Here is a 22,492-nt window from a genome sequence, read left to right on the forward strand (position 1 = left end):
CCACCAACACCGGCGCGGGGTGGAGCAGCCCGGTAGCTCGTCAGGCTCATAACCTGAAGGTCGCTGGTTCAAATCCAGCCCCCGCAACCAAACACACCACGACCACCACCAGCACATCGACACACAGCCCGCTGACCGGAAAAGGCAGCGGGCTTTTCGTCGTTCAGGCTCACGGCGCGTCTGCATCGCCGCACCCGAGATCCGGATTACGCCGCGCCTTCGATCGCGTCGGCTTCGCCGCGCGATGACGATCGGGCAAGTCGGCGCGCTCGAAAATCGAAAAGTGCCGCGGATCACCGAGAGGGGAGGGGCCAACCGGAGAAGAAACGCTCTCCGGCGGCTGCCTTACGGAAACACGTGACCGCCGACGATGCGCAGTCCGACCTCGCGGCCGGCGGCGAGGCGGGCCGTGTCGGCCGCCTCCACCACCACCACCTTCGCGCCCGGCCGATCGACCTCGATCCGCTGACGTCCCTGCGTCCGGTACGAGGAACGGACCGTGCCGGTCAGATGCGCCTCGTTCGCCTCGGCGAATTGGAGCTGCCACGGACGGGCGTAGAGCTTCACCGGTCCGACCAACCCCGCCGGCGCGGTGAGCGGCGTCGTCCGGCCGTTGACGAGGACCTGGCCGTTCTGCGCGATCGCCTCGACCTCGATCGTGTCGCCGAGGAACTTCAGGACCGTCGGCGAGACCGGATGCTCCTGCACCTCGTCCGGGGTGCCGACCTGCTCCAGGCGGCCGCGGTCCAGCACCGCCACCCGGTCGGAGAGTTCGAGGGCCTCGTCCTGGTCGTGGGTGACGAAGATCGTGGTCTGGCCGGTGCGGTCGTGGATCTCCCTGAGCCAGCGGCGCAGATCCTTCCGCACCTGCGCGTCGAGGGCGCCGAACGGCTCGTCGAGCAGCAGGACGCGAGGCTCGACCGCGAGCGCGCGGGCCAGCGCGATGCGCTGGCGCTGGCCGCCGGAGAGCTGGCTCGGATAGCGGTCGGCGAAGCCCGACAGCTTGATCAGGTCGAGCAGGTTGCCGACCCGGCGCTTGATCTCCGCCTTGTCCGGTCGCTCCGAGCGTTTCCGGGCATTGAGCCCGTAGGCGATGTTCTGCGCCACCGTCATGTGCTTGAACAGGGCGTAGTGCTGGAACACGAAGCCGACCGCGCGCCGCTGGACCGGCACCTGCGTGGCGTCGTCGCCGCCGAAGATGATCCGGCCGCGATCGGGGAAGTCGAGCCCGGCGATGATGCGCAGCAGCGTGGTCTTGCCCGAGCCCGACGGGCCGAGCAGCGCCAGCAGTTCCCCCGCCCGCACGTCGAGGGTGAAGTCGTGCAGCACCGCCGCCGTCTCGAAGGTCTTCGAGACGTCCTCGATGCGGATCGCCGTCGCCGTTCCCACCCGATCAGTGGCGGCGTGCCCCCGCCGCGAGGTCGTCGGCGTAGCGCCATTCGAGGACGGATTTGACGGCGAGGGTGACAAGAGCGAGCCCGGCAAGGAGAGAGGCGACGGCGAACGCGGCAACGAAGTTGTACTCATTGTAGAGGATCTCCACGTGCAGCGGCAGCGTATTGGTGAGCCCGCGGATATGGCCGGAGACGACCGAGACCGCGCCGAACTCGCCCATCGCGCGGGCGTTGCAGAGCAGGACGCTGTAGAGCAGGCCCCAGCGGATATTGGGGAGCGTCACCGTCCGGAAGGCGTGCCATCCGGAGGCGCCGAGGGTGAGGGCCGCCTCTTCCTCCGCCGTGCCCTGTTCCTGCATGAGCGGGATGAGCTGGCGGGCGACGAAGGGAAAGGTGACGAAGATCGTCGCCAGCACGATGCCGGGCACCGCGAAAATGATCTGGATGTCGTGCTCGACGAGGAAGGGGCCGAACAGGCCGCGCGAGCCGAAGACCAGCACGTAGATCAGCCCGGAGACTACCGGTGAGACCGAGAACGGCAGGTCGATCAGCGTGACGAGCAGGTTCTTGCCGCGAAATTCGAACTTGGCGATGGCCCAGGAGGCGGCGACGCCGAAGACGAGGTTGAACGGCACGGCGATGGCCGCGACGAGCAGGGTCAGCCGGATCGCCGATTGCGCATCGGGTTCGGCGAAGGCGGCGAGATAGGCGCCCCAGCCCTTGGCGAGCGCCTGCGCGAACACCGTGAGCAGCGGCAGAACGAGGAAGAGGCCGAGGAAGGTCAGCGCCACCGCGATCAGCAGCCAGCGCACGACCCGCCGCTCGGTGACGACGCTGGCGGGCATGCGCAGGGTCTCGTCCCGCGGCCCCGCCACGGGGCCCTGTGCCAGCGCCTCAGACATAGCCGAACCTCCGCCGGCTCCAGGCCTGGATCAGGTTGATCGCGAGCAGGGTCACGAAGGAGATCGCCAGCATGATCACGGCGATGGCGCTGGCCCCGGCGTAATCGAACTCCGAGAGCTTGATGACGATCAGCAAAGGCGCGATCTCGGAGACGTAGGGCAGGTTGCCGGCGATGAAGATGATCGAGCCGTACTCGCCGACGCCCCGGGCGAAGGCGAGGGCGAAGCCGGTCAGCACCGCCGGGATCAGCGGCGGAAGCACCACCCGCACGAGGGTGGTGATCCGCGACGCGCCGAGGATGGCGGAGGCTTCCTCCACCTCCTTGTCGATCTCGGCGATCAGCGGCTGCACCGTGCGCACCGCGAAGGGCAGGCCGATGAACACCATGGCGATGAAGATGCCGACCGGCGTGTAGGCCGCCTCGATGCCGACCTTGGCGAGCTGCGCGCCGACGAGCCCGTTGGGGGCGTAGAGCGAGGCGAGGGCGATGCCCGCCACCGCCGTCGGCAGGGCGAAGGGGAGATCGACCACGGCGTCGGCGAGCTTGCGGCCGGGGAAGTCGTAGCGGGTCAGCACCCAGGCGACGATGCCGCCGAACACCGAGGCCGTGAGCGCGGCCAGCAGCGACACGCCGAAGCTCACCCGCAGCGCGCTGGCCACCCGCGGGTCGGTCGCGACGTCCCAGATCCCGGACAGGCCGAGACCGGACGCCTTCACCACGAGGGCGGCGAGCGGCAGCAGCACGATCACGCCGAGGCAGGTCAGCGTGTAGCCGAACGTGATCCCGAAGCCCGGGATCACGCTGCGTTGGCGGAAATGCCGCCGGGGTTTGACGGGCTCGACCACGCGGTCAGCGCCCGGCGCGGCTCAGTTGGTCGAACAGGCCGCCATTGTCGAAGTTCGCCTTCTGGATGGTGTCCCAGGAGCCCTGGAGATCCTCGATCTTGAACAGCTTTATCTCGGGCAGTTGCGCGAGATCCTCGGGCTTGGCCGCCTCGCGCTTGATCGGGCGGTAATGGTGCTTGGCGAAGATCGCCTGCGCCTTGTCGCTGTAGAGAAACTGGAGATAGGCCTCGGCCTGCTTGCGGGTGCCTCGTCTCTCGACGTTGGCATCGACGAGCGCGACCGGCGGTTCGGCGTAGATCGAGGTCGGCGGCACGACGATGTCGAACTTGTCCTTGCCGAACTCCTCCAGCACGAGGAAGGCCTCGTTCTCCCAAGTCGGCAGCACGTCGCCGAGGCCGCGCTGGGCGAAGGTGACGGTCGAGCCGCGGGCGCCGGTGTCGAGCACGGGCACGTTCTTGTAGAGCTGGCCGACGAAGGCGTTGGCCTTCTCCTTGTTCTTGCCGTCCCGCTCGTAGGCGTAGCCCCAGGCGGCGAGGAAGTTCCAGCGCCCGCCGGCCGACGTCTTCGGGTTCGGGGTGATGACCTTCACGTTGGGCTTCGCCAGATCGTCCCAATCCTTCACCCCCTTGGGGTTGCCCTTGCGGACGAGGAAGACGACGGTCGAGGTGTAGGGCAGACCCTCGTTCGGGAGCTTGGTGCGCCAGTCCGCCGGAATCTTCTTCGAGAGATTGGCGATGGCGTCGATGTCGGAGGGAATGCCGAGGGTCACGACATCGGCGGGGATGCCGTCGATGACCGTGCGGGCCTGCGCGCCCGAGCCGCCATGGGCGGCGCGCACGGTGACCGTCTCGCCGGTCTTGGCCTTCCACTCCTCGGTGAAGGCCGCGTTGATCTCGCGGTAGAGTTCGCGCGTTGGGTCATAGGAGACGTTGAGGATTTCGGTCTGCGCCCTGGCGCCGCCGAGGGACGCGACGCATGCGGCCATGGCGAGCCCGAGGAGGGCCGCCCGCCGCTGCGGCGTTGCACCGAGCCTGATCGGATATCCGTCGAACACGTCGTCTCGCCTCCGCGATGCGGGGTTTCGCCCGCCCGTGACGAGGAAGTGTTCGTTTTAAAGAACGATGTCAAGCTGCGTCACAGCATTGATCCGCCGATCAACGCTCCTGAACGATCCATTTCGATAGCGGCTGCACAACAATATTCTACGGCCTGAAGAAAGGTGGAGAAGGATCATCCAATTTTGTTCTGTTCTATCGAAAGAACGTTTTTCGGTGATTGCATCCTGCTGCGTCAAGCCGAAACCCATTCGACCGCCAGCCAGACGCCGCGGGCGACGATGAACCACCAGGTCACGGTGACGACCAGGGCGGCGAGCAGGCCGAGGGTGGCGAAGTGGCCCTGGAGCGGGCGCAAGAGCGTTTCGAACGTTCGCTTCATCGAAGGACTTCTCTTCGTCTCGAGGCCGGTTCGACCCCCAGGGGGCGCTCGACTTGCCGTTCCGGTGATGATGCGTGCCATCGCGGAACATCGGGCGCCTCATCGGGCCGTCTCGGCCCGACCGTGGCAAAGGACGAGCCAGGGTTGCAGCCGTTCCCACCCGCGCGGGCGGAGGTCCCGAGGGTTCCGCGGCGAGACGCGGGCTCGAGGCGCCGGATTTGCAAGGATGCGGGCGACCGTCCCGTTTTCGGACGATCCGATCTTCCCTCGCGAAAGCCTTTTTCAATGTCGCCGACCCACCGCGCCGAGACCGCTTCGAACCGCGACCCGCAGCCGATCCTGTTCGGCCTGCTCGCCGACGGCTCCGACGAGGCGCGCTTCGCCTGCCTCCGCGCGGCGGCTTTCGGAGGTGGCGCGGTCTCACCGGAATCGTCCCGCTTCTCGCCGTCCGACGATTGGTACGGCCGCTGGGCGGTACGGCCCCTGCACGGGACCCTGACGCCGCGCGCGAAACGCGTGGAAAGCGGCGTCTGCCCGGAGGACATCGTGGTTCTCGGGCCGCGTCACCAGGCCAGGCGCTCCTGAGACAGTCGCGCGGCGGCGTATCCAGGAGCCGATCGGTCGCGCTATGCCTGGTGGGCGGCCTCGCTTAAGCTCCGTCCATGGACAACCGAGAGCTTCGTGAATCGCGCGCCGCCCTCATCCTGATGGCCGTTGCGGTGCTCGCCGTGCTGCTGTTCGGCGCCGTGACGCTGATCGTGCAGGCGGCGGGATGATCCGGCTCTACTCAGCAAGCGATCGGAGCTGCCGGTCGAGCGCTTCCAGGGCCCGGGCCTGATCCGGCTCGGGCTCGGGGCCGCTGACATAGGCGAGCGTCACCCGCGCGATGCGCAGGGCCGTCGCGAGATCGCGACCCTCGCGCTGCGCCTGCTCGATCACCGCGGCGACATCCGCCATGACCTGGGCGTTTCCCTCGTATCCCCGCATCATCGCTGTCCGGGCCGCGATCCGTGCGGCACCGCTTTTTCTAACATTTCCGGTCCGTTGATGAAACGCGTGGGTTGCCGGCCCCTGTGCACCGGTCGTCCGCGGAGGCATAGTTCCGGCTTCACAAACTGGAGTGCCGGAGCATGGGCAAGGAGCGAGCGGCCGGCCACGCGGTGTTCGACGTGGCCGAGAGCGTGCGCCGTCTGCCCGAGACGGCGGCGACCATGGTGGCCGATCACCGCTTCACCGACGACGAGACGGCCAGCGCCCGCGTCTTCCGGGTCTACCGGCCGACGCCGCCGCACTACCACACGACCTGCGACGAGTATCTCTACGCCCTCTCCGGTCGCTGCCGGATGCAGTTCGGCGACGACCCGCCGGTCGAGGTCGGACCGGGCATGCTGGTGTTCTTCAAGCGCGGCGTGGTGCATTCGGTGCCGGAGATCCTGGAGGAGCCGGTGGTGTTCCTGTCGGTCGATACGCCCCGGCGCGGGCCGCGGGACATCCAGTTCGTGGAAGCCGGAACGGGCACGCCGGACAGCTTCATGCGGCAGTCCGATTGAGGCTCAGAGCACGTCGCTGCCGGCCGAAGCCGTGGGGCGTGCCGTGCCCGCCGCTTCGGCGGCGCTCTGGAACAGGCGCTCGCTCGTCAGCTTCAGGAAGTAGAAGCCGAATTCCGGGTTCTGGTAGTAGAGCTGCTTGACCTCGGAATAGGACAGGCAGCGAGCGGTGCCGGCTTCCACGCAGGCGAGCGATCCGGTCCGGCGGTTGCCGGGCGAGAGCATGCCGAGTTCGCCGACGATCTGGCCCGGCCGCACGTCGAGGCCGTGCTCGGCGATGCGGAAGCGCCCGCTCTCGATCAGGTACATCTCCTTGGCCTCGTCGCCCTTGAGGAACAGCACCTCGCCGGCCCGGAAGCGCCGCAGGGTGCCGAAGGGTTTCAGCCAATCGAGGGAGAGGTCGCCGGAGGCAGCCCGCTCGGTCTCGCGCACGAGGCGGACCATCTCGTAGAGGCGCCACGCGTTGAAGGGGATCTGGATCGCCTCGGTGAGCATCACCGGCACGCTGCCGATCAGGAATCCGTAGGTGATGACGGCGCAGCTCGCGCAGAGGGCGACGATGCGCAGCGGGATCATCGTCCCCATCGCCGAGGAGGCGACGGTGAGCGCCGTCCCGAGATAGCCGATCGCCTCGACCCAGTTCATCGCATGTCCCCCCGCTCGCGGCCGGCCTTCGCTCCGGCGGGCGCTTCTGCGCCTGTCACGTCGGCGGTTCGCCCATCCGGGCGGGGGATGCAAGGGGAGAGCGCTCAGGCGCTCGCGCGCAGTTCCGACGCGGCCAAGGTATCGGCGAGGGTGGCGGCGACGCGGTCGGCCGCGCGCAGCCCTTCCTCGTAGGCGCCGCCCGCGGTGCCCCACTGTGCGCGGGAATTCGCTTCGCCCGCGAACCAGATCCGCTCCCCGACCGGCTCCTGGAGCGTCGTGCGGGACGCGGCGTGGCCGGGGGGAACCACCGCCCAGGAGCCCCGCGACCAGGGATCGTGGCGCCACGCGGTGACGGCCGGAATCGCGAGGTCGGCAAGCGCGTTGCGGCCGAAATGGTCGGCCAGCACCGCGCGGGCGCGGCGCCGCGCCCCGTCGGCCCCGGCCCCGGCAGCATCGAGGGCGCGGGTGAAGGCGGCGTCCAATTCGAAATAGTGGAACGGCGTGCCGTCGATCCGGGTCAGCATCCCCGGCGGCTTGTGGCGCCCGCCGACGACGCTGGCGAGCCGGTCGCGACCCCGGAACGGGGCGGTGGGCCAGTGCAGGACGACGTGCTCGTAGATGCCGGCCAGGAACCCGTCGATGGCCGCGCGGGCGGGCTGGGGCAGGGGCGGATCGAAGCGGAAGGCCGCCTGCAGCACCGGCACCGGCACGGTGACGATACCGGCCCTCGCCGCGATTCGCCCGCCATCGGCGAGCTGCGCCCGCACGCCCGGCCCCGACCAGTCGAGGCCGGTCACGGGGCAGCCGAGCCGGATCGGCAGTCCGAGCGCCAGCCGTGCCAGATAGGCGCCGTAGCCGCCCGCGACGAAGAAGTTGTCGCCGTATTCCATGCTCGGCCAGTCGTGCAGCGACACCTCGTCGAGCGGCCGCCCCGAGACCAGGGCGTGGACGCGGGCGATGCGCTCGCCCCAGGGGCCGAGATGGCGCGGCAGCGCCTTCGAGGCCGGCCCGTCCTGGGAGCGGGTCGCGGCGTGCGTGATGGCCCGGTCGGCGACGTCGAAGGCGCGGGAGAAGGCGGCCTCCTCGGCGGCCCGCCCCGGCCGGCGCCCGATCCAGAGATGCTGCTCCTGCGCCGCGCGGCGCAGCGGCTCGCCGCGGGCCTGGCCCAGGGCGACAAGGGGGTTGATCGGCCCCGCATGCAGCCAGTGCGCGCCGAGATCGATGGCGTGGCCGCGCAGCCGCGTCGTCACCGCCCGACCGCCGACCCGGTCGCGCGCTTCGAGCACCGCGACCGAGAGGCCGCGCTCGATCAGCCGACGGGCCGCGGCGATGCCGGCGGCGCCCGCGCCGATCACGATCACGTCGGGGGAGGCGGGAAGCGGCGCGAGGCGCGGCGCGACGGTCGGGCGGAAGCGTGCGTGCTCGGGGGAGGAGAGCATGGTGTCGATGCGGATCCGGAAGGCGGCGGCCCTCATGTCGTCCGCTAACCCGGCCGCGGCAAGCGCCGCGGCCTGCGCCCGGCTGCTCACCGGGCCGGAGCGGCCCCCTTCGGATCGAGCACCTCGACCGTCCCGGACCGGTCGCCGCCCGGCCGCGGGCTGCCGGTCAGGGTGTAGATGCGGCCCTTGTAGGTGACCGCGCCGAAACCGTGGCGGGCGGTGGGAAGCCGCGCCAGGGCGCGCCAGAGATTGGCCGGCAGGTCGAAGGCCTCGACCTCGTCGTAGGTCCTGCGGTTCGATTCGCCGCCGATGACGAGGACCTCGCGCCCGAGCACGGCGGAGGCGACGCCGCTGCGCGCGGTCGGCAACGGCGCCGCCTCGCTCCAGGCGTCGGTCGCCGGGTCGTAGACTTGGTTGGCCGCGAGGTTCTTGCCCGAATCGCCGTCGATCCGGCCGCCGCTGGCGACGATCCGCCCCTCCACCGTCTGCACCGCGAGGTGGTCGCGGGGCGTCGGCAGGTCGGCCGCCTTGCTCCAGGCATTGCCGGCGGGATCGTAGACCTCGTGCGAGCGGACGTTGCCGCGCCCCGACCCGCTGCCGCCGACCACGTGGATCTTCTCGCCGACGAGCGTCGCCCCGCCCGCCGCGCGCGGGGTCGGCATCGGCGCGCGCGCCTCCCACGCATTCGTCTTCGGATCGTAGGCCCAGACCCGGTCGCTCGCCTCCCAGCCGTTGACGTAACCGCCGAACACGTAGATCCGCCCGCCCTTCTCCGCCGCCATGGTGTGATGGACGGGGTAGGGGAAGGGGGCGCCCTTGCTCCACGAATCGGCGGCGAGATCGTAGATCAGCAGGTCGGTCGCGCCGTTGTAGTCGCCGATGACGTAGGCCTTGCCGTCGAGCGCGGCGACCGCGACCTCGGACCGCTCCGCCGGTGCGGAACTGGCGCCCGCCCAGGCCCCGACCTCGTGGGCGCCGGCGGGTGCGGCGGCGAGGAGGATGGCAAAGGAGAGGGCGGGGGAGAGAAACGGGCGTGCCATGCGCGGGGCTCCGGCGGTTCGTCGTCCCAGAGCAACGCGTCAATCGCTCTCAAGAGCCCGCCTTCGTCAGGGGTTTCCCGGAAGCGACACTTGCGCAGGCCGGGCGGAGCGGCGAGAACCCGGCCCGGGCGGGTGCAGATCATCGGAAGGATCGAAGGGCACGATGCTCATCAAGGCCGCCGCCGCAGCCCTGCGGCAGGTATTCTCGCCCGCGCTGCGCGGCATCCTGTTCAAGTCGCTGGCGCTCACGGTCGGGCTGCTGGTGGTGCTGTGGTTCGGGCTGACGCGCCTGATCCAGGCGTTCCAGACGAGCCACCACATCTCCGCCGACTACCCGTTCTTCGACACGCTCGCCTTCTTCCTGGCGGGCGCCGGGCTGTTCGTGGCGCTGGCCTACATCATGCCCGCGGTGTCCATCCTCGTGGCGGGCTTCTTCCTCGACGACGTCGCCGAGGTGGTCGAGCGCAGCGACTTCCCAACCGACGCGCCGGGTCGCGCCTTGCCCTGGGGGCAGGCGCTCGGCTCGGCGATCCGCTTCGCCGGCCTCGCCCTGCTCGTGAACCTCGTCGCGCTGATCCTCGTCTTCGTGCCGGGGGTGAACCTCTTCGCCTTCTTCGGTGCCAACGCCTACCTGCTCGGGCGCGAGTATTTCGAACTCGCCGCCGGCCGGTTCCGGCCTCTGCCGGAGGCACGGGCGATGCGCGAGCATTACGGGTTCACGGTGATCGCCGCCGGCTGCCTGCTCGCCGGGCTGATGATCGTGCCGATCGTCAACCTCGTGACGCCGCTGTTCGGCGTCGCGCTGATGGTCCACCTGCACAAGGGTCTCGAACGCCGGGCGCTGCCCGGTCCGACGGGGACGGACGCGCGCCTGCCGCACCGGCGCTAATCTGCGCTCACCGCCGGAGCGATCGCGACGGCGGAGGGCAGGCTCGAGCGGGTTCCCATTGATCACTTCGGTTTCTCCCTCCGTCATTGCGAGGCGAAGCCGTGGCAATCCAGGGCGCGCCTTTTCCGGAGGGGTCGCACCCTGGATCGCTTCGGCTCCGCCTCGCGATGACGGGATTGAGCGATGCCCGAGGTGATCACCTGGAAGCCGTATGACACTCCGTCGCGTTGCGTCCGTCCCACGCCGCCGACTGCTTCGCGCGGCGCTGAAGAAGCGTGGCAGGTGGCGAGAGGAAGGCGCAAGTCGAGCGTCGAATTTAATCCCTGTCTGCGAGTGCGGCTCTGCACGTCCTGCCCGAGTTTCATCGCCTATATCAGTATAACCAGAGGAGAAAATGCTTTCCCAATGGGATAAGCACCAAGAAAGGAATCGTAGATCCTATGAAGAACCGGATTTGCGCCGTCGTTGCCGCCGTCATGATCGGCGTCGCCGCTCCCGTTTCATCCGCGATGGCCTTCGATGACGGGGACGGACGGCCCGTGCCGTTCGGCATGCCGTTCGATGTGCCGGTTACGGGATCTCTCGGCGTCCACGACGGTCCCCGGCATACCCGCTGCCCGATGAGCTCGGCGTCCGAGGGCAACGCGAACCAGCAGAACTTCCCCGTCAAGCAGTATGGCCAGACGTCCGGCGGCACGCGCTGCTAAGGCATGAACCGGTCAAGCGGAGTGAAAGAGCGTCGTGATATTGTGCAAATTCCGATATTTGCCGGAATTTTTTCGCCCTTAACGTCCGCTTGAGCCTCACATCTTCGCGAGTCTAGGCGATCTTCTTCGTCTCGACGCACTTTTCCCGTCCTATCGATGGAATGGCCGGCCGCCTTCGTCGTTGACGGGAGAGCCGGACCAATCCGGCCTCGTTCCTGGCCCCTCGGCATCCCGGCCATCGCGCCGGGCGCGGCAGGTCGGACCGGGGCGGAATCACAGATCGCAAGGAGTTGACCACGCATGCAGCTGAAGCCCGTGTCCTACGCCATGATCGCCGTGTTCGCCTGCGGCCTCGTGATGACCGTCGTGGGATCGATGAACGTCCTGCTCGGCGGCATGTAGCGACCCGGTCACGCCTCCGGTCGGCGCTGCCGCGGCGCGGCGCCTCGGTCGAGGCGCAGCAGCAGGGCGACGGGGATCAGTCCCGTCATCACGATCAGCAGCGCGCTCGCGGCACCGTCCTCATAGGTGCCGCGGGCGGCCTCGCCGTAGAGATGCGTGCTGAGGGTCTCGACGTTGAGCGGGCGTAGAAGCAGCGTCACCGGCAGTTCCTTCGCCATGTCCACGAAGGCGAGCAGCGCCCCGCTCAGGACGGCCGGCCAAGCCAGCGGCAATTGCACCGCCAGCAAAGTCCCGAAGCGCCCGCGCCCCAGCATCCGCGCCGCGTCGGGAAGGGTCGAGGGGATGCGAGCGAACCCTGCCTCCGCCGCGCCGACCGAGATGGTCAGGAAGCGCAGCGTGTAGGCGATCACCAGCGCCGCGCCCGTGCCGAGGCCGACCGCCGGGGCCCAGCCGAGCCCGGCACGGGCCAGGGTGGTGAGCCCGGTATCGAGCAGGGCAAGCGGGGCGAGGAGCCCGACGGCCAGCACCGTGCCGGGCATCGCGTAGCCGAGGCCGGCGGCCCGGATCAGGGATTGCCCGCTCCGGCGATCGAGAAGGTGCGGAGAGGCGGCCACCAGCACCCCCACCGCGACCGTGACGGCGGTGGCGGCGCAGGCATAGAGGACGGTGTTGAGGGTCTGCGCGACCAGCGTCTCCGGCAGCCCCATCGCCCGCAGGCGCTGCCAGGCGGCCCAGGCGAGATAGCCCGCGGGCAAACCGAAGCCGAGAAGCACGGGGATGCCGCCGAGGGCGAGCGCGAGCCCAGCCCGCCAGCCGGTCAGAGGCCGGCGCGCCGTCGGCCGGTCGCGATGGCCGGAGCCGGCATAGCCCCTGCCGCCGCGGGCGAGCCGTTCGAGCGCGACGAGGCCGACGACGCCCGCCAGCATCACCAGCGCGATCTGCGCGGCGCCGGGCAGGTCCGAGCGGTTCACCCAGGTCGCGTAGACCTGCACCGTCAGCGTGCGCACGCCCAGAAACTCGGCTGCGCCGACATCGTTGAGCGCCTCCATCAGCGCGAGGCCGGTGCCGAGGGCGATGGCCGGGCGAGCGAGCGGCAGCGCCACCCGGAAGAAGGTCCGGGCCGGCCCGGCGCCGAGCATCCGCGCGGCCTCCAGCAGCGTCCCCGCCCGCATCAGGAACAGCGCCCGCGTCGGCAGGTAGACGTAGGGGTAGAGGACGAAGCCGAGGAGCAGGATGCAGCCGGGCAGCGAGCGCAGATCGGGAAGCGACAGGTCGCGCGGGCTCGACAGGCCGAGCAGCGCCCGCAGGCCGCTCTGGATCGGCCCGAGCGGGTGCATCAGGTCGAGATAGGCGTAGGCCACCACGTAGGTCGGCACCGCGAGCGGCAGCAGCAGGGCCGCATCGAGGAGACGGCGGCCGGGAAAGGCGAAGGCGGAGACGAGCCACGCCGTCCCGGTGCCGAGTCCGATCACGAGAAAACCGACGCCGGCGAGCAGCAGGCCGGTATCGCGGATCGCCTGCGGCAGGACGTAGGCCGCCAGGTGCGGCCACAGCTCGCCGGCCCCGTCGCCCGCCACGACGGCGAGCGAGGCGACCGGCGCCAGCAGGACGGCGGCCAGCATCGCCGCCGCCGCGTAGAGGAGGCCACGGACGGGCGTCATCGATGATCCTGCGTCCGTTCCCTCGATGTCCTGTCGGCCGGCCGCGACGGGAACGGACCGGTGATGCTTGAGGACGGATCAGTTGTCGAAGCCGACCTTGTCCGCGAGCAGGCTCGCCGCCTTGCGGTTGCGGGCGATCTCGAGCAGCGGCGTCGTGTCGATGGTGAGCGGCCCGAGCGCCTGCAGCAGCGGATCGACCGCGACGCCCGACTTGACCGGATATTCGAAGTTGGCCTTGGCGTAGAGCGCCTGCGCCTCGTCGGAGACGAGATAGTCGAGGAGCTTCACCGCCTCGTCGCGGTTCGGCGCGTGCTTGGCGACGACGGCGCCCGACACGTTCACGTGGGTGCCGCCGCCGTCGAAGGTCGGCAGCACGACCTTGATCGCCGCGCCCCATTTCTCCTGATCCGGCCCGCCGCGGCCCGAGCGCATCAGCCCGACATAGTAGGAATTGGCGAGCCCGATCTCGCAGAGGTCGGCGGCGATGTCGCGCGCCACATCCCGGTCCCCGCCGGCCGCCTTGCGGGCGAGGTTGGCCTTCAGGTCGCGAAGCCAGCCCTCCGTCTTCTCGGCACCGTGACGCACGAGGAAGGCCGCGATCAGTGCCGTGTTGTAGGGGTGCTGGCCGGACCGGATGCAGACCTTGCCCCGCCATTTCGGGTCGGCGAGCGATTCGTAGGTCGCGGCGTTCAGCTCGCCGAGCGCCTTGTCGGCGTAGAGCACGCGGGCGCGCATGGAGAGCGCGAACCAGCGCCCGTCCGGATCGCGCAGGGCTGCCGGTACGGCCGATTCCAGGGCGGCGGAGCGGACCGGCTGGGCGAGGTCGCGGTCGACCAACTCGATCAGGTTGCCGATATCGACCGTCATGAGGACGTCGGCGCTGCTGCGGGCTCCCTCGGCCGCGACGCGCTCGGCCAAGCCCTTCTCGACGAACACGGTGTTCACCGTCACGCCGCTCTTGGCGCTATAGGCGTCGAGGAGCGGCCGGATCAGGCCCGGTTCGCGTGTCGTGTAGAGGTTCACCTCGGCGCTCTTCGCTTGGCCGGTCAGAGCCAAGGCGAGGCCGAATCCCACGAGATAACCGAAGCGCCGCAGCCGCAACATTCTCTTCCCCCCGAGCATTGTCGATGCTCGTCGGGTGTTAAAGAGCGTCGGTTAAACCGACAAGGCTGATGATTTATACTTATTCCAGATAAAAATAGGCTGCCGGGCCGGTCAAGGACTGGGAAAGACGAAGACCCTGCCCTCGACGAGACCCAGTTCGACCCTGTCCTCGACGACATCGTCCGACGCCGCGGTGAGACGCAAAGGGGCGTCGAGCCCCGCGACGTCGACGTCGATGCGGGTGATCGCGCCGGCGAAGCTGCGGCGCAGGACCCGGCCCGGAACGCCTTCGCCGGGCGGCACGATGCGGATCGCTTCCGGTCGCAGGCAGACCTGCACGGCCCCCTCGGGCGCGGGAGCGGGCAGGCGAACCGTTCCCAGCGGCGTCGTCAGCCGGCCGCCGGAGGCGAGGCCCGCCACGGTCACGATCTCGCCGAGTGCCTTCGCGGCGAAGGGATCGACGGGCGCGCGATACAGGGTCTCGGCGGTGTCGCACTGGATCAGTCGGCCCCCCCGCATCAGGGCGATGCGGTCGGCGAACTCGACGGCCTCGGCGGCGTCGTGGGTCACGAGGATGGCGCTGATGCCGTCCTGGCGCAGCACGGCCAGCGTGTCGGCCCGTACCCGCTCGCGGGTGCCGGCGTCGAGATTCGAGAACGGCTCGTCGAGGAGCAGCACCCGCGGGCGCGGCGCGAGCGCCCGCGCCAGCGCGACCCGCTGCGCCTCGCCGCCGGACAGCGTCGCCGGATAGCTCTCCTCACGACCGGCCAGCCCGACCTCGGCGAGGCGCTCCCGCGCCACGGCCCGCGCCTGCGCACCCGACAGGTGGCTCAGGCCGAACCGGATATTGGCCAGCACGGTGAGATGGGGAAACAGGGCGTAGTCCTGGAACATCAGGCCGACGCCGCGGGTCTCCGGCGGCTCGTCGCCCCCGCGCCCCGCGACGCGCCGGCCATCGATGCGGATCTCGCCGGCATCGGGCGCATCGAGCCCGGCGACGAGCCGCAGCAGCGTGCTCTTCCCGCACCCGGAATCGCCGAGGACGGCCAGGATCTCGCCCGGCGACAGGGACAGCGACACGTCGTCGAGCGCCAGCGTCCGGCCGTAGCGCCGGCTCACGCCGCGGATGTCGAGGCGCGCCGACGATGAGGAGGCGACCTGCGCGTCGGCGTGTCGGGAGGGCGGGGGAGGAGCTGTCTTGCGACGAAGGAACAAGAGAGAGGCCTAAAACTGGGCCGCTTGCACGGCAATTCCCTCTCCCTCGCACAGCTTCTGCGTCGGGACGAGATCCCGCTTCGCGCTTCTCAAAGCGACCGAGGCGTGCTATCGCCCCGCTGCATTGCCGCTCGCCACGCCGCCCTGTGCGGAGGGCTTCCGGGAAACCGGTGCCCGGTGTGAGTCGCGGTCGGCGGGTGTAGCTCAATGGTAGAGCAGCAGCCTTCCAAGCTGAATACGAGGGTTCGATTCCCTTCACCCGCTCCATTCCCTCCTACGCTATTTTCATCACATCCTCAGGTCCTTAGGCGCCGCAATTGCCGAGCTAAGGTCCGATCCGCAGAACCTCTGATGTGACATCGACAAAGCGCATGGCCTTGGCCGCTCACTGCTGTCCGGTTCGTGGGATAGCAGCGGGCTGAACTGCACAGGGCATTCCGGTTCCTCGCTACGACGGTACTAGTTGTGCCCTTATTGCGAGGGGAAACCCCGTACCTAACCTCGCGCGGCGCCCGGACGGATGATAGGTGTTCGACATGGCCGATGTGACTGCCATCGAGTGGACCGACGCGACTTGGAACCCGGTGACGGGCTGCACTAAGATCAGTCCCGGCTGCGATAACTGCTATGCCGAACGCTTCTCCGAGCGGTTCCGCGGTGTGCCTGGCCACCCGTTCGAGACGGGCTTCGACCTCACGCTGCGGTCGGCGCGATTGGAGCAGCCGCTGTCGTGGCGCGAGCCCCGCATGATCTTCGTAAATTCCATGTCGGACTTGTTTCACAAAGAGGTTCCCGAGGAGTTCGTCGGTCGGGTGTTCAACACGATGGAGCGGGCCGACTGGCACACTTTCCAGATTCTGACGAAACGCTCATCGCTCATGCGGGACTTCCTTCGCCGACGTTACGGCACCAGCCGAGGACCGGCACACATCTGGTGCGGCGTGTCTGTTGAGGATGGCGTAAGGACCTCGCGCATTCGTCACCTCGGTCAAGCTCCTGCCGGCATCCGGTTTCTGTCCATTGAGCCCCTAATCGGCCCCATCGGTCGACTTGACCTCGACGGCATCGATTGGGTCATCGTGGGCGGTGAGAGCGGTCCCCGAGCCCGGCCGATGGACCCTGCGTGGGTCCGGGAGGTCCGAGATCAATGTGTCGCAGCTGGCGTAGCCTTCTTCTTCAAGCAATGGGGTGGATTCCGCCCGAAAGCCGGTGGACGCAGTCTAGACGGGCGAGAGTGGAGCGAGTTTCCTATATTCCAACGTCCGTCTGAGGTTGCCGCTGGATGACGAAAAAGCCCAAGGATGGTGTTGGCCCTTGGGCTAAGGAGAAGTTGGACGCCTTGAGCGAGTATCTCGGATTTTACACGAAGGTACTCAAGAATCAGGGCTGGTGGTGCAAAGGCACTATTTACGTCGATGCATTTGCCGGTCCCGGCCGGTCCAAGGTCAGGACCAAGCCGAAGGCGGCTCCGGAGGTTGGGCTGTTTGATACCGAACCTGCTCCAGATGCCGAGGCGGTCGAGTACCTAAAGGGCTCTCCCCGCGTCGCGCTCGACATCGACAACCCGTTTACGCGCTACGTTTTTATCGAACGCAATCCCGAGCGGGTTGCTGAGTTGAACGCGTTGGCGGAGGAGTACGGTGATACACGACGCATTGTCGTCCGGGAGGGGGACGCTGCCACCGAACTGCAGGCCATCCTCAACAGTGGCATCAACTGGAAGCACTATCGCGCGGTTGTCTTCGTCGACCCGTTCGGGATGCACATACCATGGTCGACGTTGGAGGCCCTGGCGAAGACGCGTGCCATCGAGGTATTCGTGAATTTCCCGTTAGGTATGGCCATCCAGAGATTTCTAGTGCGCAGCGGTGACATACGCGAGAACTGGCGCGAGTCACTTGATGCGTTTTTCGGGGCTCCGGATTGGTGGGACTACGCTTATGAGGAGCGAGACGGGCTGTTTGGAGCGGAAACCCAGAAGCTGGCCGATTCCGGCATCCGGCTGCTGGAATGGTACCGTGGCCGGCTCAAGGACGCCTTCGGACATGTTTCGGATGGACGCCTCATCCGCAACACTCAAGGTGGGCACCTTTACTACCTTGTCTGGGCTGGGCCAAATAAGAAGGGGCTCGACGGTGCGCAGCATATTTTGAGAAAGGGTGACCGTATCACTCCGAAACGAGGGCGCAGTCGAAAGATTGAATAATGAATTTCGACATTATTAATCAGATATAGTTTTGGCCGAAATAATCGAGACGATGGCTTCGTTGAACATATTGGTTTCATTTTAGACACTGGCTGCGTCGTAGATCGAAATATAGCTTTCTGTTGGCATCAGACCACCGGCATGCGAAGCGGATCGTAGGTGGCGCGGTAGCTGCGCGGGCCGACGAGCGGCAGCAGAAGGTTCCTCGCCCAGTCCGGCCACCGCGCCGTGCGCGACAGGCGATCCGTCATCCGCTGGACATGATCGACACGGGGACGGCGCAGGCGCTCGTATTCCGCTCCGACCCCGCTCCAATCCGTCCGCTCGGCCAGAAGGCGGGCCAGCACCAGCGCGTCTTCCAGCGCGAGCGCCGCGCCCTGCGCCCAGACCGGCGCCGTCGCGTGGGCCGCGTCGCCCAGCAGGACGGCGCGATCGCGCGTCCAGACCGGGATCCGGACCTCCTCCAGCGGCGAGTGATGGATCGCGTCCGGTCGTGAGAGAACCGCGTCGAGCGTATCGCAAACCAGCCGGGGAAAGGCGGCGAAGGCGCCGCGGATCGCTTCGGGATCGGCGTTGCCGCCTCGGCTGACCGAGACCCAGCCATAGGCTTCGCCGCGATCGACCGGGATGAGCAGGAACAGGGCGCCGGCCCCCGCCCACAGGGTCCAGGCCTCGATGCCGGGATTGGGTGTCATGAAGCGCCAGCTCTGGCGCGCCAGCATCGCCGTGCCGAGGGCCTGATCGCCGAACAGGCCGCGCCGAATGGTCGAGTGGACGCCGTCCGCCCCCACGAGCAGGCCGCCCGACTCCGTCGTACCATCCTCCAGCAGCACTTCGGCCCCTCGCGGCTCCTGCCGGATGGCAGCGATCCCGGAACCCGGCCGGATGCCGCCGGGGGACAGGTCCTGCTGCAGCAGCCGCATCAGGTCGGCACGGCGCAGGCAGTGCGGTCCGGTCTCGCTGCCCCAGAACGCGGTCTCGTCCACGGAAAAGAGCAGGCGCCCGCGCTCGGTGCGGTACTCGCGACGCCGCACCGGCGAGCCGGCCGCGCGCAGCCCGTCGAGCAGACCGAGCTGGCTCAGGGCGCGCACCGCGTTGCCGGGGAGATTGATCGCCAGGCCCGCATCCGCCTGCACGCCGCGCCGCTCCAGCGTGAGCGACGGGATGCCCCGCCGGTGCAGCGCCCGCCTGACGGCGAGCCCGGCGATGCCGCCTCCGGCGATGAGCACCCGGCCGGCTTGTTGCGTGTCCATGAGGCTGCGGCCCTTCCCGCCCATGCGCCGGCGCGCGACTCGGCGACGCTCCGCTTCGGATGCCGGATTGACGCTGTCTCGCGCCCGGCCGCAAGCCTGCTTGGGGCTCGGAGGGCGGGCGGACGGCCCGGACGATCCCGCTCAGTGCGGTGCGTCACCCTTCCGGCGGGTCTCGTAGGGCCATTTCCAGCCCTGGATCTCGGGCATGTCCTCGCCGTGCTCGCGGATGTGGAGCTTGTGCGCGGTCAGGCGATCCCGGAAATCCTGCTTGGCCCCCGCCGCCCGCGTGACCAGTCCCGGCACCCGGTCGATCGCCTCGATGGCGAGGTGGAATCGGTCGAGCTCGTTCAGCACCACCATGTCGAAGGGCGTGGTCGTCGTGCCCTCCTCGATGAAACCGCGCACGTGCATGTTGGCGTGGTTGGCCCGCGAATAGGTCAGCCGGTGAATCAGATAGGGATAGCCGTGATAGGCGAAGATCACCGGCTTATCCCGCGTGAAGAGACTGTCGAACTCCGCGTCCGACAGCCCGTGCGGATGGTCCCTGTCCGACTGGAGCGTCATCAGGTCGACCACGTTGACGACGCGGATCCTCAGGCCCGGCACGGCGCGCTTCAGCAGATCGACGGCGGCCAGGGTTTCGAGCGTCGGCACGTCCCCGGCGCAGGCCATCACCACGTCCGGCTCGAGCCCGCTCTCGTCGGTGCCGGCCCAGGGCCAGATGCCGATGCCGGCCTCGCAGTGGAGCCCGGCCTCGTGGGCGGTCAGCCATTGCGGCTGCGGCTGCTTGCCGGCCACGATCACGTTGATGCGGTCGTAGGTCTGCAGGCAGTGGTCGGCGACCCAGAGCAGGGTGTTGGCGTCCGGCGGCAGGTAGACCCGGACGATGTCCGACTTCTTGTTGGCGACGAGGTCGATGAAGCCGGGGTCCTGGTGGCTGAAGCCGTTATGGTCCTGGCGCCAGACATGGGAGGTCAGGAGGTAGTTGAGCGACGCGATCGGCCGCCGCCAGCCGAGTTCGCGCGAGACCTTCAGCCACTTGGCGTGCTGGTTGAACATCGAATCGACGATGTGGATGAACGCCTCGTAGCAGGAGAACAGGCCGTGGCGGCCGGTGAGCAGGTAGCCTTCGAGCCAGCCCTGGCAGAGATGCTCGCTCAGCACCTCCATCACCCGGCCCTCGTGGGCGAGGCTCACGTCGTAGGGCTCGATATTCTCGATCCAGACGCGGTCGGCCGCCTCGAACACCGCGTCGAGCCGGTTCGAGGCGGTCTCGTCCGGCCCCATGATGCGGAAGTTGCGCGCCTCGGCGTTGAGCCGGACCACGTCGCGGAGATAGTGCCCGAGCGTGCGCGTCGCCTCGCCGAATGCCGCGCCCGGCCGAGGAACCTCGAGGGCGAAATCCTGCCAGCGGGGAAGCCGCAACTCGCGTCGGAGCAGGCCGCCATTGGCGTGCGGGTTGGCGCCCATGCGACGGGGACCCTCGGGCGCGAGCGCGGCGAGTTCGGGGCGCAGGCGCCCGGTCTCGTCGAACAGGGTCTCGGGCGCGTAGCTCCGCATCCAGTCTTCGAGGATCTTGCGGTGCCCGTCATCGCTGCGGGCGTTGCCGACCGGCACCTGATGCGCGCGCCAGAAGCCCTCGACCCGCTTGCCGTCCACGGTCTTCGGCCCGGTCCAGCCCTTGGGGCTTCGCAGCACGATCATCGGCCAGCGCGGACGCCGGAAGCCCATGCCGCCGCCCCGCGCCTCGGCCTGGATGTCCCGGATGCGGTCCACCGCGCGGTCGAGCGTCTCGGCCATCGCCCGGTGCATCGGTTCTGGCTGATCGCCCTCGACGAAGAACGGCTCGTAGCCGTAGCCGGTGAACAGGGCTTCGAGCTCGTCGTCGCGCAGGCGGGCGAGCACGGTCGGGTTGGCGATCTTGTAGCCGTTGAGATGGAGGATCGGCAGCACCGCGCCGTCGGTCACCGGGCTCAGGAACTTGTTGGAGTGCCAGGAGGCGGCGAGCGGCCCGGTCTCGGCCTCGCCGTCGCCGACCACGCAGGCGGCGATCAGGTCGGGATTGTCGAATACGGCGCCGAAGGCGTGGACGAGGGCGTAGCCGAGTTCGCCGCCCTCGTGGATCGAGCCGGGCGTCTCGGGGGCGACGTGGCTCGGGATGCCGCCGGGAAAGGAGAACTGCCGGAACAGTCTCCGCATGCCCTCCGTATCCTGCGCGATGTCCGGATAGACCTCGCTGTAGCTGCCTTCGAGATAGGTGTTGGCCACGATGCCCGGCCCGCCATGGCCGGGGCCGCAGATGTAGATCGCGTCGAGGTCGCGCGCTTTGATCAGCCGGTTGAGGTGGACGTAGATGAAGTTCAGTCCCGGCGTCGTGCCCCAGTGGCCGAGCAGGCGCGCCTTGATGTGCTCGGGCTTCAACGGCTCGCGCAGCAACGGGTTGTCGAGCAGGTAGATCTGCCCGACCGAGAGGTAGTTCGCCGCCCGCCAGTAGCGGTCGATCAGGGCGAGTTCCTCGCCGTCCGGGGCGGGGGTCGGCCGCTGCGGATTCATCGGCTCGGTCATGGGCGTCTCCTGGCTGACGGGGCCTGAAGGCGCGGCCCGTCGGGTGATGGTCGGAATGCGGCCGGGCGTGTCGTCGGTCAGACGCCGAAGATCACGCGGCGGAAGCGGACGAGGGCGAAGGCGAAGTAGACGGTTCCGAGGGCGATGAGCGCGAGGAGCTGCGGCCAGACCACGGACGGGCCGGCGCCGCGGTAGAGCACGGCCTGGGCGAAGGCGACGAAGTGCGGCGTCGGGCTCACCGTCTGCACCAGGATCTGGAGCCAGAACGGCATGCTCTCCATCGGCGTGCTGCTCCCCGAGAGCAGCTGCATGAGCAATAGGATCGGGATCACGAGCAGCCCGAACTGGCCCATGGAGCTGGCGATGGTGCCGAGCAGGATGCCGAGCGCGGCGACGGCGAGGGCGTAGAGGCACGCCCCGAACAGGAACAGGGGGATGGAGCCGGCGATCGGCACGCCGAGCCACCATTCCACGACGACGACCAGCGAGAAGCCGGCGCCGACGAGGATGACGAGCCCGTTGGCGACCACCTTGGCGAGCATGATCTCGACCGGCACGAGCGGCATCACCAGCAGGTGCTCCACCGTGCCCTGCTCGCGCTCGCGGATCAGCGCGGCGCCGGTGAGGATGACCGTGAGCAGGGTGATGTTGTTGATCACCTGCATCACCGAGGTGAACCAGCTGGTCTGGAGGTTCGGATTGAACTTGGCCCGCGTCACCACCTGCACCGGGGCGACGTCCGTGAGATCGCTGCGCGCGGCGAAGCGGGCGACCTCCTGGGCGATGATAGACTGAATGTAGATCGAGCCGTTGCCGGCCTGGGTCATGGCCGTGGCATCGACGCCGAGCTGCACTTCGGCCGGGCGGCCGGAGAGCACGTCCTTCTGCAGCCGTGGCGGCAATTCGACCACGAAGACGAGCCGGCCGGTATCCATGGCGGGATCGATCTCGGCGGGCGTGAGCGGCACGACGCTCTTCACCAGCGGCGGGTTGAAGGCGCTCACGATCTGCCGCGAGAGGTCCGACCGATCCTCATCGACCACGCCGAGGGTCAGGTTGCGCACCTCCGTCGAGGCGCCGGAGGCGACCGATTGGACCGCGAAGGTGAAGGCGTAGACGACGAGGCAGAGCATGACCGGGTCCGCCCGGATGCTGCGCAGCTCCTTGACGATGAGCCGGGCGACGTTCGTTGCATGCGTTCCGATGCCCATGGGGGCAGGGGCGGGGGCGGTCGTGCTG

General features: G+C 68.7%; 21 protein-coding genes and 2 tRNA genes. 8 read left to right on the forward strand and 15 right to left on the reverse strand.

All coding sequences use genetic code 11. The annotated features are described in order from the left end of the window. Positions 1-13: 13 nt before the first annotated feature. Positions 14-90 (forward strand) — tRNA-Met (locus ABS772_RS06885). A 255-nt stretch (positions 91-345) separates the two neighbouring features. On the opposite strand, the gene ABS772_RS06890 is transcribed toward ABS772_RS06885, so the two are convergent. The 5 genes from ABS772_RS06890 to ABS772_RS06910 all read right to left on the reverse strand — a co-directional run bounded on the left by ABS772_RS06890 (position 346) and on the right by ABS772_RS06910 (position 4,580). Then, on the reverse strand, positions 346-1,389 hold the full coding sequence (locus ABS772_RS06890; RefSeq protein ID WP_350393219.1) for a sulfate/molybdate ABC transporter ATP-binding protein: 1,044 nt from the start codon (positions 1,387-1,389) through the stop codon (positions 346-348). A gap of 4 nt (positions 1,390-1,393) precedes the next feature. After that, positions 1,394-2,296: a sulfate ABC transporter permease subunit CysW gene (cysW, locus tag ABS772_RS06895; RefSeq protein ID WP_350393221.1), complete on the reverse strand. Its 903-nt coding sequence runs from the start codon at positions 2,294-2,296 to the stop codon at positions 1,394-1,396. After that, positions 2,289-3,143, reverse strand: a complete 855-nt coding sequence (gene cysT, locus ABS772_RS06900; protein ID WP_350393223.1) for a sulfate ABC transporter permease subunit CysT — start codon at positions 3,141-3,143, stop codon at positions 2,289-2,291. Before cysT ends, cysW begins: the two co-directional genes overlap by 8 nt. A gap of 4 nt (positions 3,144-3,147) precedes the next feature. Continuing rightward, entirely contained in the window at positions 3,148-4,197 is a 1,050-nt protein-coding gene (locus ABS772_RS06905) for a sulfate ABC transporter substrate-binding protein (RefSeq protein WP_350393225.1), read from the reverse strand. A gap of 236 nt (positions 4,198-4,433) precedes the next feature. Then, positions 4,434-4,580, reverse strand: coding sequence for a hypothetical protein (locus ABS772_RS06910; protein ID WP_238256756.1), 147 nt, complete (start codon positions 4,578-4,580; stop codon positions 4,434-4,436). Between the two features lie 285 nt (positions 4,581-4,865). Between ABS772_RS06910 and ABS772_RS06915 the strand changes: the two genes are divergently transcribed. Continuing rightward, positions 4,866-5,165 (forward strand): hypothetical protein, encoded by a 300-nt coding sequence (locus ABS772_RS06915; protein ID WP_350393227.1) that lies wholly within the window; start codon positions 4,866-4,868, stop codon positions 5,163-5,165. A 198-nt stretch (positions 5,166-5,363) separates the two neighbouring features. Here the strand turns inward: ABS772_RS06915 and ABS772_RS06920 are convergent, their stop codons facing one another. Then, a complete protein-coding gene (locus ABS772_RS06920) occupies positions 5,364-5,570 on the reverse strand; it encodes a hypothetical protein (protein ID WP_350393229.1) in 207 nt (68 codons plus the stop codon). A 140-nt stretch (positions 5,571-5,710) separates the two neighbouring features. Here ABS772_RS06920 and ABS772_RS06925 point away from each other — a divergent pair, with 140 nt between their 5' ends. After that, the gene (locus ABS772_RS06925) at positions 5,711-6,130 is read left to right on the forward strand and encodes a cupin domain-containing protein (protein WP_238256753.1); all 420 of its coding nucleotides are present in this window, start codon (positions 5,711-5,713) and stop codon (positions 6,128-6,130) included. A gap of 3 nt (positions 6,131-6,133) precedes the next feature. Here the strand turns inward: ABS772_RS06925 and ABS772_RS06930 are convergent, their stop codons facing one another. From ABS772_RS06930 to ABS772_RS06940, 3 genes are all read right to left on the reverse strand, one after another. Beyond that, positions 6,134-6,772 carry a cyclic nucleotide-binding domain-containing protein gene (locus ABS772_RS06930; protein ID WP_238256752.1) on the reverse strand — a complete coding sequence of 213 codons (639 nt, stop codon included), beginning with the start codon at positions 6,770-6,772 and terminating at the stop codon, positions 6,134-6,136. A gap of 104 nt (positions 6,773-6,876) precedes the next feature. After that, on the reverse strand, positions 6,877-8,211 hold the full coding sequence (locus ABS772_RS06935) for a flavin monoamine oxidase family protein (protein ID WP_350393249.1): 1,335 nt from the start codon (positions 8,209-8,211) through the stop codon (positions 6,877-6,879). Between the two features lie 86 nt (positions 8,212-8,297). Beyond that, positions 8,298-9,251, reverse strand: a complete 954-nt coding sequence (locus ABS772_RS06940; RefSeq protein WP_350393232.1) for a Kelch repeat-containing protein — start codon at positions 9,249-9,251, stop codon at positions 8,298-8,300. A 163-nt stretch (positions 9,252-9,414) separates the two neighbouring features. Here ABS772_RS06940 and ABS772_RS06945 point away from each other — a divergent pair, with 163 nt between their 5' ends. Both ABS772_RS06945 and ABS772_RS06950 read left to right on the forward strand, forming a co-directional pair. Further along, the gene (locus ABS772_RS06945) at positions 9,415-10,140 is read left to right on the forward strand and encodes a sulfate transporter family protein (protein ID WP_350393233.1); all 726 of its coding nucleotides are present in this window, start codon (positions 9,415-9,417) and stop codon (positions 10,138-10,140) included. Positions 10,141-10,580: 440 nt separating this feature from the next. Further along, complete coding sequence (locus ABS772_RS06950) at positions 10,581-10,847, forward strand: hypothetical protein (RefSeq protein WP_350393234.1); 267 nt, start codon at positions 10,581-10,583, stop codon at positions 10,845-10,847. Positions 10,848-11,257: 410 nt separating this feature from the next. Here ABS772_RS06950 and ABS772_RS06955 read toward each other — a convergent pair whose 3' ends face one another. The 3 genes from ABS772_RS06955 to ABS772_RS06965 form a co-directional block, all read right to left on the reverse strand. Then, entirely contained in the window at positions 11,258-12,910 is a 1,653-nt protein-coding gene (locus ABS772_RS06955; RefSeq protein ID WP_350393236.1) for an ABC transporter permease, read from the reverse strand. Positions 12,911-12,988: 78 nt separating this feature from the next. Further along, entirely contained in the window at positions 12,989-14,014 is a 1,026-nt protein-coding gene (locus ABS772_RS06960; protein WP_350393237.1) for an extracellular solute-binding protein, read from the reverse strand. 111 nt (positions 14,015-14,125) lie between these two features. Next, complete coding sequence (locus ABS772_RS06965; protein ID WP_407942971.1) at positions 14,126-15,142, reverse strand: ABC transporter ATP-binding protein; 1,017 nt, start codon at positions 15,140-15,142, stop codon at positions 14,126-14,128. 280 nt (positions 15,143-15,422) lie between these two features. Here ABS772_RS06965 and ABS772_RS06970 point away from each other — a divergent pair. The 3 genes from ABS772_RS06970 to ABS772_RS06980 all read left to right on the forward strand — a co-directional run bounded on the left by ABS772_RS06970 (position 15,423) and on the right by ABS772_RS06980 (position 17,435). Continuing rightward, positions 15,423-15,496, forward strand: a tRNA-Gly gene (locus ABS772_RS06970). Positions 15,497-15,765: 269 nt separating this feature from the next. After that, positions 15,766-16,515 (forward strand): DUF5131 family protein, encoded by a 750-nt coding sequence (locus tag ABS772_RS06975; RefSeq protein WP_350393251.1) that lies wholly within the window; start codon positions 15,766-15,768, stop codon positions 16,513-16,515. Continuing rightward, a complete protein-coding gene (locus ABS772_RS06980) occupies positions 16,512-17,435 on the forward strand; it encodes a three-Cys-motif partner protein TcmP (RefSeq protein ID WP_350393241.1) in 924 nt (307 codons plus the stop codon). Before ABS772_RS06975 ends, ABS772_RS06980 begins: the two co-directional genes overlap by 4 nt. 128 nt (positions 17,436-17,563) lie before the next feature. Here the strand turns inward: ABS772_RS06980 and ABS772_RS06985 are convergent, their stop codons facing one another. From ABS772_RS06985 to ABS772_RS06995, 3 genes are all read right to left on the reverse strand, one after another. Then, positions 17,564-18,688, reverse strand: a complete 1,125-nt coding sequence (locus tag ABS772_RS06985) for an FAD-dependent monooxygenase (RefSeq protein ID WP_350393243.1) — start codon at positions 18,686-18,688, stop codon at positions 17,564-17,566. 141 nt (positions 18,689-18,829) lie between these two features. Next, a complete protein-coding gene (locus ABS772_RS06990; RefSeq protein WP_350393245.1) occupies positions 18,830-21,253 on the reverse strand; it encodes a phosphoketolase family protein in 2,424 nt (807 codons plus the stop codon). Between the two features lie 77 nt (positions 21,254-21,330). Further along, on the reverse strand, positions 21,331-22,492 hold a 1,162-nt coding region (locus ABS772_RS06995; protein WP_350393247.1), incomplete at its 5' end, for an ABC transporter permease.

The sequence above is a fragment of the Methylorubrum podarium genome, from assembly GCF_040270385.1.
GTDB lineage: Bacteria > Pseudomonadota > Alphaproteobacteria > Rhizobiales > Beijerinckiaceae > Methylobacterium > Methylobacterium podarium.